Annotated in this window: 13 protein-coding genes and 1 tRNA gene; all 14 read right to left on the reverse strand. The window is 41.1% G+C overall.

From position 1 onward, the window contains the following. Positions 1–138: 138 nt before the first annotated feature. The gene (locus ABDW32_RS01640; RefSeq protein ID WP_343558792.1) at positions 139–903 is read right to left on the reverse strand and encodes a LytTR family DNA-binding domain-containing protein; all 765 of its coding nucleotides are present in this window, start codon (positions 901–903) and stop codon (positions 139–141) included. Then, entirely contained in the window at positions 884–1,915 is a 1,032-nt protein-coding gene (locus ABDW32_RS01645) for a histidine kinase (protein ID WP_343558794.1), read from the reverse strand. The genes ABDW32_RS01640 and ABDW32_RS01645 overlap by 20 nt, the downstream gene beginning before the upstream one ends. 77 nt (positions 1,916–1,992) lie before the next feature. After that, the gene (locus tag ABDW32_RS01650; protein WP_343558796.1) at positions 1,993–2,391 is read right to left on the reverse strand and encodes a DoxX family protein; all 399 of its coding nucleotides are present in this window, start codon (positions 2,389–2,391) and stop codon (positions 1,993–1,995) included. A 70-nt stretch (positions 2,392–2,461) separates the two neighbouring features. Beyond that, a complete protein-coding gene (locus ABDW32_RS01655) occupies positions 2,462–3,496 on the reverse strand; it encodes an alpha/beta hydrolase (RefSeq protein WP_343558797.1) in 1,035 nt (344 codons plus the stop codon). Between the two features lie 42 nt (positions 3,497–3,538). After that, entirely contained in the window at positions 3,539–3,973 is a 435-nt protein-coding gene (locus tag ABDW32_RS01660) for a hypothetical protein (RefSeq protein ID WP_343558798.1), read from the reverse strand. Continuing rightward, positions 3,939–4,970, reverse strand: coding sequence for a heme-binding domain-containing protein (locus ABDW32_RS01665; RefSeq protein WP_343558799.1), 1,032 nt, complete (start codon positions 4,968–4,970; stop codon positions 3,939–3,941). Before ABDW32_RS01665 ends, ABDW32_RS01660 begins: the two co-directional genes overlap by 35 nt. Before the next feature lie 125 nt (positions 4,971–5,095). After that, positions 5,096–5,869, reverse strand: a complete 774-nt coding sequence (locus ABDW32_RS01670; RefSeq protein WP_343558800.1) for a DUF1223 domain-containing protein — start codon at positions 5,867–5,869, stop codon at positions 5,096–5,098. Between the two features lie 57 nt (positions 5,870–5,926). Then, positions 5,927–6,388, reverse strand: a complete 462-nt coding sequence (locus ABDW32_RS01675) for a protein-disulfide reductase DsbD N-terminal domain-containing protein (RefSeq protein WP_343558801.1) — start codon at positions 6,386–6,388, stop codon at positions 5,927–5,929. A 365-nt stretch (positions 6,389–6,753) separates the two neighbouring features. Beyond that, a complete protein-coding gene (locus ABDW32_RS01680) occupies positions 6,754–8,043 on the reverse strand; it encodes an epoxide hydrolase family protein (RefSeq protein ID WP_343558802.1) in 1,290 nt (429 codons plus the stop codon). Between the two features lie 371 nt (positions 8,044–8,414). Beyond that, on the reverse strand, positions 8,415–9,212 hold the full coding sequence (locus tag ABDW32_RS01685; protein WP_343558803.1) for an SDR family NAD(P)-dependent oxidoreductase: 798 nt from the start codon (positions 9,210–9,212) through the stop codon (positions 8,415–8,417). Between the two features lie 17 nt (positions 9,213–9,229). Next, a complete protein-coding gene (locus ABDW32_RS01690) occupies positions 9,230–10,054 on the reverse strand; it encodes an AraC family transcriptional regulator (RefSeq protein ID WP_343558805.1) in 825 nt (274 codons plus the stop codon). Positions 10,055–10,059: 5 nt separating this feature from the next. After that, the gene (locus ABDW32_RS01695; protein WP_343558807.1) at positions 10,060–11,475 is read right to left on the reverse strand and encodes an aldehyde dehydrogenase family protein; all 1,416 of its coding nucleotides are present in this window, start codon (positions 11,473–11,475) and stop codon (positions 10,060–10,062) included. A 250-nt stretch (positions 11,476–11,725) separates the two neighbouring features. After that, positions 11,726–11,798 (reverse strand) — tRNA-Lys (locus tag ABDW32_RS01700). Between the two features lie 141 nt (positions 11,799–11,939). Further along, positions 11,940–12,218, reverse strand: a complete 279-nt coding sequence (locus tag ABDW32_RS01705; protein WP_343558808.1) for a LapA family protein — start codon at positions 12,216–12,218, stop codon at positions 11,940–11,942. Between the last annotated feature and the right edge of the window lie 78 nt (positions 12,219–12,296).

Raw genomic sequence — 12,296 nt, forward strand, 5'->3', positions numbered from 1 at the left:
GCCAAAGTCGTTTGTTCGCTTGTCAAGAATATTTATATCGGAACTTTATAGCAGATAAAAAGTATGCAAATGAGAATCCGTATCCGTTCATTGCCGCATAAAATATGTCATTTCTTATCCCACTAACCCCGACCTGGTTTAGCGGTCTTCCAACCAATTCAGGAACATGGAAGTTTTATCTTTGCCGATCAAAAGCTTTTCTTCTGTTGGAACGGTCAGTTTTACAAAGAGCTTTCTTCCAAAATAATGCTCAACTTCCTTCACGGCAGAAAAATTGATGAGGTACTGTCTGTTGAGCCTAAAAAACTGTTTATCGGAAAGGATGCTTCCCAAATGATCCAAAGATTGGTTCATATCATATTGTTCGCCTTTAAAGGTTACAAGGGAAGGGGAGGTATAATTGATATAAATATAGGCGATATCATCCGTTTTGACTGTAAGGTATTTATTGTTTTTAAAAACCAGGAAACTCGTTTTCTTACTTTCTTGATCACCGATCCGACTGATTATATCTACGAGATCATTTGCAGAGGCTTTCTGGAAAATATTTTTAAAATTATGGACTTTCTCAAAAGCATTTTTTAGATCATCTTCCGAAAACGGTTTGAGCAGATAATCAATCCCGTTTTCTTTAATAGCTTCCATGGCGTATTCACCAAAAGCTGTGCAAAAAATTACTGGACATACGATTTTGACAGCTTTAAAGATGTCGAAGCTAATACCATCGGACAGCTGGATATCCATAAAGATCAGCTCTGGCGATGGGTTATTGGACAAATAGTCTATAGCGCCCTCGACACTTTGGATCTTTGCCAGAATCCGGGAACCTGGCTGCAAATGCAATATCAGATTTTCCAGTGAACGCGCAGCTTTAATTTCGTCTTCAATTATTAGGATGTTCATATAATATGGGAAGTTTTATGGTGAATTTTTCGTCAGTCGCCGTAATAATAATATTTTTCTGGCTAAGATGGAGGTACCGTTGATTGATATTTTTGAGCCCTAGTCCGGTAGAAGGTTCTGGAATTTTCCTTTCCTGCAGGTTATTCTCGATAACCAAATAATCTTCCTGCTGATAGATCGCAATATAAAGCGGTTTCTCCAACGAAACAATATTATGTTTGATGCAGTTTTCTACTAAGAGCTGCAGTGTAAAAGGAGGAATGTACGTGTCATAGCTATCAGTTCCAAGATTTTGTGTTACAAAAAGGCCTTCTTCAAAACGGGCTTTCAATAGATATACGTACGATTCCATAATGGCCAGTTCTTCTTTTAATGTTACGACTTTGAGCTTTAGACTTCCAAGAGTAAATCTGTAGAAGTCAGCAAGTTTTAGTATAAATTCTGAAGATTGGTCATCGTGGCTCTCTACCATGTATTTTAGGGTGTTGAGACTATTAAAAAGAAAATGGGGATTTACCTGTTGTTTTAAAAGTTCATATTGAGCTTCCAGATTTGCAGCCATCGAGCGTTCAAGTTCGCGTACAAATTGTTGATTAAGATAGGTCTGGTATAATATATGGATAAACATATAAAACGTGAGGTTGATCAATATCCCTCTTACCTCGTACATTAATATTTGGGGTCCGAAATTCAGGTGAGATAGAATGTAATATTGTATCGAAGAAAGGAAAAACATCAGTATTAAACCCACTCCCAATCCCCTAAACAGCTGACCTGACAGCACTTTTTTACTGCCTGTTTTCTTTGTATATGCAGGTATAGAATAGATATTATAATACCAAATCAATAAAGCGAAACCGGATGTTACAGCGAAGTCGGCTATACCTTCGGCCATAACAAAGTGATGGTCTACAATTTTAGGGATTGAGGTTAATATTCCCAATGAAATTGAACTAATCCATATCAGGCGACCTGAAATTTCAAAAGGTATTTGCTTTTTGGGTTTAAACATTTTAATGAAGGTTATTTTCTGTCTGAAGTTATGCTTTTTATGAGTTATTTAAATCAAAACGCATAAATAATCATTTTTTAATCTTGAGACAAATTTTCAGTGTAATCAATAAAGTGGAGTTTGTTAAACGCGTAGTATGTAATGGTCAGGACTATAAAGGCGATTATCGCATCGCTTGTCGAAGGTAAACCAAGCATCACAGTCTTTGAGAAGAAAGCGAAAGTGATGTCAAAAAACATCCCTGCAAAGATCCATTCCTTGATTCTATTGAAACGATTTGGGATAAGGAAAATGATACTGCCTACAATTTTAAATATACCTAGTATATAAATGAAATGTGGAGGATATCCAAGTTGTCGTGTAATATCCCAGACCACCGGATTCCTTGTGAGTTCAAAGAAACCGCTTGCGCCGAACCATAATGACATAAAGATGCGTCCGCCAAGATAAATTTTTGTGTAAGTTGAATGTTGCATGATCAATTATTTTTGCCTTTTGAGCGTGTTATTAAAATTATTGTATACTGTTATGATAAATAATCGTTGTTTACTGTGCCATCAGGTCGGCTTCAATGATCGCCTCAGTGAAAGCCTCTGGTGCTTCCTGTGGTAGGTTATGGCCAACACCACCGTTTAAAGTATGATGCTTATACTTACCTTTATATTTTGATGCATAGCTTGCTGGCGGCGGAAAGGCTGCCCCATTTGCATCACCTTCAAGGGTTACCGTAGGAACAATAATATCCGGAGCTTTGGCAAGCTTGTCTTCAAGTTCGTCGTATTGTTTTTCGCCTTTGGCCAGTCCCAACCGCCAGCGGTAATTATGGATAACAATATCCGCATGGTCGGGGTTATCGAATGACTTTGAGGAACGTTTATAGGTCTGGTCATTAAAGTTCCATTTTGGTGAAGCTGTTTTCCAGATCAGTTTATTGAATTCCTGTGTATTTGCTTTATAGCCTTTATAGCCCCGTTCAGTGGCGAAATAATATTGATACCACCATAAAAATTCGGCATTTGGTGGAAGCGGATTTTCGTTCGCTTTGGGGCTGCCTATGAGATATCCACTTACTGCGACCAACGCCCAACAACGTTCTGGCCACAGTGCTGCGATAATATCTGCGGTTCTGGCTCCCCAGTCGAACCCACCGATAATCGCCTTTTCAATTTTCAGCGCATCCATAAATTTGATGATATCAAGTGCGACCGCAGACTGTTGCCCGTTTCGCATGGTTTGGGGAGAAAGGAATGTGGTGGTTCCATACCCCCGAAGGTAAGGTACCAGTACACGGTATCCCTTTTTGGCAAGGATAGCGGCGGACTGTTCAAAGCTGTGGATGTCGTAAGGCCATCCATGAAGAAGGATAACCGGCTTACCGTTATTTGGTCCGATTTCAGCATATCCTACGTTTAGAAGTCCCGCTTGGATAGTTTTAGTCTGATGAAAATTTATCGTCTCTTCTGTTTCACTCTTTTTCTCATTAACCGAGGTTTGAGCATTCAGTTTGGAGATTCCTGCTCCCAGCATCATGATGATGGAAAAGGTGAGCATCTTTGTCATTGTATTTAGTTGGATTTTCATTGATTCAATATTTAAGTTGATTAAATTTTTAAGGTCGGAGAATTATTGAGGTAATTTTATGGGCTGATATTCAAGGATCGAACTGATGCGTTGCTCGCTGGATTCATCCGAAGAAAGCTTTCCAAATTCGATTCCATATTTGAGATTTCCCATTTGGTCGGATTTAACGGTCTCGACACTTAACAACTCACCATTGACCTTACTTCCAAAATAATTTGGGTCATCCTGCATTTTATAGGTCACGAGCTTAAGATCTACTCCTATGATCCCTTGTTTTGTTTCCAGTGCTGAAATTCCCTTTTGATTGCCATAAAGTGCAGACATGGTCTGTAAGTTTGGATTAAAAGAAGATGAAATAAACTTCAGATTTCCCGCATCAAACATAAAGCGGATTTTTCCAGTTTCTTTTTCAGGGTTTTTGGCGCATGAGCCAAAAATTAAACTACTGAATAGCAGTATGTATAGGGCTTTTTTCATTTTGAGCTGTTTTTAAATAGTGTTCTATTAATTTTTTGGAATTTACTTTTGGTGGTACATTGAAAAGATAGCCTGTCGATTCTGCTAGCTGCCTGTGGCAACTGATACAGGACTGCTGTGCGAACAATGCTGTTTTTCCTGTTGGTTTCAATTCCTGTCCATTGAATTTTGCAAATCCCCAGCCTTCAGTTTCCGTATATTCTTTTCCGTCTTTGACCATGTATTGCATGTTCACAAAGTCACCCGGTACAATTTCACCATTCGCTTTTTTTGTCTGTTTGAAAACTACCTTTGCTACTGTGCTTCCATCTGGCCATGGATGAAAATTTTCTTCCTGAATCGCTTTTACAGCGATGTCATTTCCGTAGATTACCCGTATGCTGTTGTCAATGAGTGTGCTCATGCCGATCACTTTCCAATTTTTGAAGTCGGCATTGTAGCTGATCCCATTGGGAGAAACTGGAACTGAAGCTTGTATGGCAGTGGTCAAAGTCTCCACTTTACGACCAGCTTCCGCAGGGCTCGTATGCGCGGGAATAAAATTGTCTTTTTCTGAAAGAGACAAAGCAAACTGCTTAATGGTCTCAATCTCATTTTGTGAGAGTTTAGCTCCTGGGTGCGTCATGGCATAGGAGGGAAGAGGCATCTTCTCAGCACGAACCATATTGAATATTGCGTAGAATTTTCCCTTTTGCTCAGCTTCGGATAATTTGTCCCATTCCGAAAAATTCATTACTTCCCGGGCTCTCCTGATGTCTTTATTGACGATCCAGGAAATCGGAGCGAGTTTATCTAAGAAGGTGAGATGCTGCGTATTTGAATGACAGTCATAGCAGGAACGTTCTAAAATCTGAGTGACCTCTTGACGTACATTTTTCATAGGCCCGGTTACCGGCTTTTGTTCGATCGGCGCATTGAAAAACTGTAAGGCTATAAAGCCTGCTAAGATACAGAGTAAGACAATGGGTAATATTCTTATTTGTTTTACGTGCTTCATGATATTTCTCTTTTGTTTTGATAAAATTATAGTAAGCAATGCCAGTCGAAAAGATTAAAGGCGTTGAACCGGACATATTGAAAGTTGAATAAAGCATTTTTGGTGTTGAACCGGACAGGGTTTCCTTATAAACTTATGCTCGTCGCATCAATGATTTCTCCAGAATTCTGGTTCTGTTCAAAAGCGATAATTTCCCAATCTTCTTTGGTCTCCGGAACTTTGAATGAGAAGCTGCCGCTGGCCTGAAGTGTTCGGCTTTGCAAGTCCCTTACAATTTGTACATGTGATAGCGCTTTTCCGGCGTTTTCGCCTGCCGACACCTGCGAAGAGGCTTTCTTTTGAACAAGTGCCATGAAGATTGCGGAGTTTTTCGATGCTGATTTTGAAGTGTAGCTGATCTGAATAGATTTACCTACGGATTTTTCTATTTTTACAATCAGGTTTTCCGCATGGGTCTCCAGCATTGCCGATTGAATGCTGCGTAATACTTTGGTGGATTCGGAGCCAACTGTTTCTGTCTTGCCATTAATTACCATCTGAGGCGTGTATAACGTTCCTAGGTTCATCCACGTTGCATATTGTTTCTGTCTTTCTGTAAACCTGGCTTTGCTGAAACGGTCTTTCCATCCCTGATGATCCCAATAATCTACATGGTATGCCAGAATAAAAAGTTTCTTGTTTTCGTTATCCTTTTTGAGCTTAGCGATCAGTTCGTCTGCCGGAGGACAGCTCCAGCAACCTTCGGAAGTAAACAGTTCAACGACGGCGAAGCTTTTATCCGAATTTTTTGCTTTGATGTTTTCCAATTTCTGGTCATCTGCAAATCCTTTGAAAGCCATAATCAGTGTGATGATCAAAGGGAGACTTAAGACGTATAATATTTCTTTTATCGATTTCATAGTATTGATTTTTATTTTGTTGATGAAAAGATGAATTAAGGATTTTTGATATGACAATTATAAACTGAAGATTTTGAGGGCGAAACCGAAGTCTTGGGGCGGGATGCAGATTTCATCGCTGCATTGCATAAACTGAATTGTCCCCCTGATCGTGCCATTCTTTCCTTTTATTTTGATTCTTTGACTAAACTCAACATCGTTCTCAAAATAGGTTACTGGAATACCCAATGCTTTTTCGAACTTTCGGCGTGGCGTAGGTTGGGTCACTTTCCCTACCAGTTCATAAGATTTATCAGGCTGGAATTTAAAGTTCATTTTTATGGGGCTTTTGGAGCTATTACCCAGTGCATACATATGCCACCCTTGGGGTATTTTTGCTTTCATGGAAATTTCACCTTCATCAGGGGATTTTCTTTTGAGAATACATTCCCATGTTACCTGACCTTTGGAACTCTGACCTTTGGAATAACCGCAGAACATCATTAAGACGGCGATCACTAAAATTGCTAGCTTGTTCATTTTTCTTATTCTTTTAAATTGTTAAAAAGTTGTTTTGTTATGCAAATAGACGGTAAAAACCAGGTACAGGATAGTAAAAAGTGGCTAGAACGGACGTTTTTCCCATTGAAGCCGGCACTTATGAGCATGAGATATTTCCAGGCAAAACCGAAAAAAAAAGTCCACTTTTTCAAAACCGAAAAAGTGGATGGGATAGAAACAGCACAATCCAATCAAATGAATTTATTTTAGTTTTTCATGATGGCCATTATAGATCTGATCTTAAAGCTCTGATAGCATTTCTCATTTCTTTTGTAAAGCGTTCCGTTTGCTCCCAAGCAGTGAAATGACTGTCCTTTTCCAATTTGTAGTAACCTTAAACGATATTATCTAAGGGATTTAAATGCAGCTCTAAGCTCTTCTGTAAAAATTTGAGGTTGCTCCCATGCCGCAAAATGTCCTCCTTTTTTCGCTTTATGATAATAATATAGGCTGGGATAAGCGGCTTTTGACCAGCTTTCAGGTGCCTGGTAGATTTCATGCGGGAATACGGAAATAGCCACAGGAACTTTTATAGTCTTTGTTTTTTGATGATCTGAACTGAAATTATTGTTATTGTTTTCCCAATAGAACCGTGAAGAGGAAGCACCGGTATTCGTCAACCAATACAAGGTAATATCATCTAATATTGCATCTCTAGGGATTACTTTTTCGGGTTGCAGGTCACTTTCTGTCCATTCTGCAATTTTTTCGTATAAGAATGCTGCAAGTGCACTTGGAGAATCAGAAAGAAGATAACCGGTTGTCTGTGGTCTTGTAACCATCATTCCACCATAAGCTGCATTTCTTCCAAAGAATGTACTTAGCGCATTATATGCTTTAGCTTCGTCTTCTGAAAGTCCGATAGGAGTAGGGTCACCAGCGTTAATCGGTTTTACCAATTCAGCGGGAATTGTTGCGGGCATCGTAAGGTGTATTCCAAGAAGTCCGGCTGGAGCCTGTCGGGCCAGCGCATCGGAGATCACAGAACCATGATCACCACCCTCCGAAACATATTTTGTGTAGCCAAGGCGTTTTACCAATACATCCCAAGCTTTGGCAACGCGATCTGGATTCCAACCTGTTTCTTTGGGGATTTCCGAAAAACCATATCCTGGAATTGCAGGGATAATCACATCGAACGCATCTTCCGCTTTTCCACCATATTTTACAGGGTCAGTCAGGGGGCCAATGGCATCTATGAATTCTAGCGGTGACCCTGGCCAACCGTGGGTAAGGATTACCGGAAGTGCATTGGATTCTTTTGAGCGAACGTGGATGAACTGGATATCCAAACCATCAATTTTTGTTATGTATTGTGGAAGAGCATTTAATTTTTTTTCAAGTTTTCTCCAGTCATATCCTTTCCCCCAATAGGTTACCAGTTCTTTCAACTGTGCTAATTGAATGCCTTGAGATTCATCATTCACAGTTTCTTTATCGGGAAAGCGAGTTTCCGCGATACGGCGTTTGAGCTCGTCAAGCTTTGACTGTGGAATGTTTATCTTAAATGGCCGAATGCTACTGTCTGTTTTTGAAACAGTACTGATTGTTTTGTTGTTTTGAGCACTGGCAATGGTAGGTATACTTAGAGAGAATGCTGTTGCTAAAAGTACAGTTGTAAGTTTTGTTTTCATTGTTTCTTGTTTTAAAGTTTTGTTCTGATTTCTTTTTGTTGAGACAAATGTAGACCAGGCCAAAGGCTATAGGAAGAAACAATAGGTTGAATCGGACATAATAGCTGTCGAGTTGGTTATTTTAATCCGTGAACAAGATGATGCTATAGTTGATCGTTTTGAATAATATATTTATAAATTGCGTGTAATTTAGACAAATGTTCGAACCGGAGGTAACTGTGGCGTTTGAAGCACAACTTCAATGAAAAGGTGAGGAAGATCTTAGATTGGTGTACAGAGCAGAGGCAGTTATAGTAAATATGAAAGCAAAAAGTTTCAAAAACAGAAAAACAGCGGTAAATAAGCCGCTGTTTCACTTTGTCGGTCTGATTTTATAAACAACGGATCGTCCCGCCGTCGACCCGCAGTACAGAACCGCTGATATAGTCAGCAAAACGACTACAGAGGTAGACAACGGCACCTGCAATTTCTTCAGGTGTACCAAACCTACTGGTATCATTGGGGATAAGCTCCTGAACTGCTTTGTACTTAATCTCTTCCATATCCGTTCCCCAGCCAAATTTAGGTGCTGCCCGCTCGAGCCATTGCTCTACCATTGGATTGATGATGGCTCCAGGAGATACGATATTAGAGGTGATACCCGTCTCTTTAAGCTGCCTTGCGAGCGATACAGACATATTATGACGCGCGGCAAGGGTCGCATTATAATGTGGCTGCTCCTTTATAGGCTGTATGGCCAATCCTCCACCGATGTGTATTAACCTGCCCCAACCGAGCTCCTTCATCTGTGGAACGATGCGCTGTATCATACGTACATATGAAACCACATTGGTATTGTACAGCGCTAACCAGTCCTCAGTGCTTGCTTCGCCCCATGATTTGTGGGAAGTTACTCCCGCATTATTAACCAGTATATCCACCGGTCCGGATGAGAGTGCCGCTGTAGCTACTGCATCGGCACCTTCATCTGTCGCAAGGTCTCCAATCGCTACTGTAGCAGATCCACCGGAAGCGTTAATCTCCGCAGCTATATCTTCGGCCCGTTTAAGGTTGCGTCCATGTATAATTACCATGGCGCCTTCACTTGCGAGCATTTTAGCAATGGCTTCGCCCAATCCGGAACTAGATCCGGTTATCAGGGCACGTTTACCCTTTAATTGTATGTCCATTTTAAATGATTTTTATGTTATGAATGTTTTTTATTTGGCGCATAACCAAATTCCTTTTTGTAAGCAAAGGAAAAGTGAGAAAGATCCTCGAAACCCAGATCCAAGTATACATCGGATGGTTTTTCTTTTTGCTGTTCGATCAAGAAGCGGGCTGTATCCAGACGCTTCTGCAACAGCCATCTGCCCGGGCTGGTATGAAACTGCTTTTCAAAATCACGTTTAAAACCGGAAAGGCTCCGACCTGTAAGAAAAGCAAAACGTTCCATTGGTACATTATAACGGTAATGGCTGTTCATAAAAGCTTCCAGGTCGATCTTACCCGGTTCATTAAAATCGAACAGCACATTTTTAAATGCAGGATTATGCTGAATAAGCAATAAAACAAGTTCTCTGGCCTTTAGCGCGACAATGCGGTCGTCCATTTGTTGTTGCAAATAGGGACGCAAGGAATCCACAAAACCTTTCAGCAATGCATCCGATTGGATCAGCAGTGCGGCATCGGGATTAATTATGCGATCGGCTTTCAGGCCGTACTGCTCGCTCATTTCCTTTAAGGTGCACTGATCGATATGCACTGCTATAGACCTGAAACTTCCATCGGTGGTACTTTTCACGTATTTAGTCAGCTGATTGCGTCGGAAAAAGCGGAAGTCGCCTTCCCGATAGGAATGCTTTTGATCAGCAAGCCAGACATCCTGTTTCCCCTGGAGAATATAACTGAAGATATGATCTCCTACAAAAGCTTCGCCTTCGATCGTATTGCCAGAATACGTATTGAGCACTATTCGGGGGGCCGTCGCGGCATCTTTTACTTTTTCGGAAATATCATTTTTGCATTCCATAGCGATTAGCTTATGATTACTTTTGGTTCTAATTGTTCTTCGAGGCCATATAGGCCGCCTTCTCTGCCCAGGCCAGACTGTTTAAATCCGCCGAATGGTGCCAGTGCATCGTGATAGATCGTATTGATCGCTACCCTACCTGCATTGATCTGTGCAGCCACTCGTTGCGCCCGCTCCATGTCTGAACTGCTTACATAAGCATGCAGTCCATAGATGGTATCGTTGGCAATGGCAATAGCTTCTTCTTCAGTTTTGTAGGTAATAACGGATAATACAGGCCCGAAAATTTCTTCCTGCGCAATCGTCATTTCATTACTTACACCTGTAAATATAGTGGGTTTGACGTAAAATCCGCTCTGTAATCCATCCGGTTTGCCCAGACCGCCAACTAAAAGTTCCGCACCCTCGTCGATACCCACCCTGATGTAATGTTGTATCCGGTCAAATTGTTTCTGACTTGCCATTGGCCCAATGACCGTCTTCTCATCTCTTGGATCACCAACTTTTTGTGCAGCCATCGTTTTAAGCAAGATAGCTTTAACCTCTGACAGTACTGCTTCTGGAACCAACAGTCTTGTGCCAGCAATACAAGCCTGACCACTATTCATAAAGGCCGCATTTATTGCCATCGGTACCGCAGTATTGAGATCCGCATCATCAAGAATAATATTCGGTGATTTTCCACTGAGTTCCAGCGTGAGGCGTTTCATGGTGTCTACTGCATTACGTGCAATGATCTTGCCAACCACTGTAGAACCTGTGAACAGGATTTTAGCCACGGCAGGGTGGGCAGACAATACCGTTCCCAAAATATCTCCGCGTCCATGCACCATATTGATTACGCCGGCTGGAAGTGCTGCCTGGTGGAAGCATTCTGCGAGAACCTGCGATTGAATCGCACTCATTTCACTGGGTTTGATCACTACGGTACAGCCAGCGGCAATTGCCGCCGCGAGTTTTACACATATGGAGCCTGAATTGGCATTCCAGGCCGTCATGATCCCAGTTACGCCAACTGGCACCATAGAAATTACCGATTGACCTATGCGACGTTCGAAAGAAAAATCCTTAAGGATTTCCTTGAAGTAGAGGAAGGTCTCAGCGGCATACTCGTTTGACCAGCGCGATCGTTGTATTGTTGCACCATACTCCGTAGTGGTAGCTTCCTGCAGATCGTCGAGCCGCTCCACTAGCGCATCGTGTAATTGCTGTAGGTAATCCATGCGCTGTTCTCTGCTTGTCTGTGAAAAAGAAGGTAAAGCTGCTGATGCAGCAACTATTGCAGCCTCCATATCCTGCGCATTGCCTAATACGATTCGGCCGATAAGGCTTTCATCCGAAGGATTAATGATATCCATCTTCTCGGTACCTGTCGAAGGCCGAAATTGCCCATCGACATAATGCTGGTTAATTATTTTCATTTTGTTGTCTTTTAAAACTTCGCTCAAAAGCATCGTTATTATTGACACAAAATTACATCGCTGCCATCCTTGAAGGTTTGTTAGAAAGCCCAGATTACTTTGTTGAAAGGCTCAAGTATAAGGATTTCGAAGAGTATTTCAGCCGCGCACATCCCTGAGCCTCCATCGGATCGAACCCGGCCGACGCTTCTTTCGAATCCGGATGCCGTTAAACAAAAAAAGCCAATCTTGCGATTGGCTTTTTCTTTTGTGATCCCGCTGGGATTCGAACCCAGGACCCATACATTAAAAGTGTATTGCTCTACCAGCTGAGCTACGGAATCTTACTTCTTTGTTTTTGAACTACCGTTCCTTGTTTGAAGTGATGCAAAGATAGGTTTAATCTCTATTCTATGCAACAATTTTTGTGATAAAAACGCCTTTAATATGTTTAAACCTTCATTTTTAGTGATTTATTTTTATTCCTAGGATAGAAAATCACGATCTTCGTCCGATAATTTGGGTTTTGGATCCTGGTCATCGTCTTCAGATGGATCGAAATTCGTTGAATTTTCCTGTTGTTTTGCCTTTTTACCAGCTTTTAGCAAAAAGGCGAAGAGTACTCCCATCGCGAAAAATGCCAACAGGAGTTTCCATAACGCTATTTTGCCTGTTGCAATGAGATCAATATCGATCGTTTGCGTATTTTTGACACAAACTAGTGTTACGATAACCGATAGAACTATTAAAAGTATATTGCGCATAATAATGATAAATATATGTCATTAGGAACAGCGAATATAGTTAATTATCTATTTTCGTTACTATCGTGCATCTTTCTT

It is taken from the genome of Sphingobacterium sp. (assembly GCF_039596235.1).
Classification (GTDB): Bacteria; Bacteroidota; Bacteroidia; order Sphingobacteriales; family Sphingobacteriaceae; genus Sphingobacterium.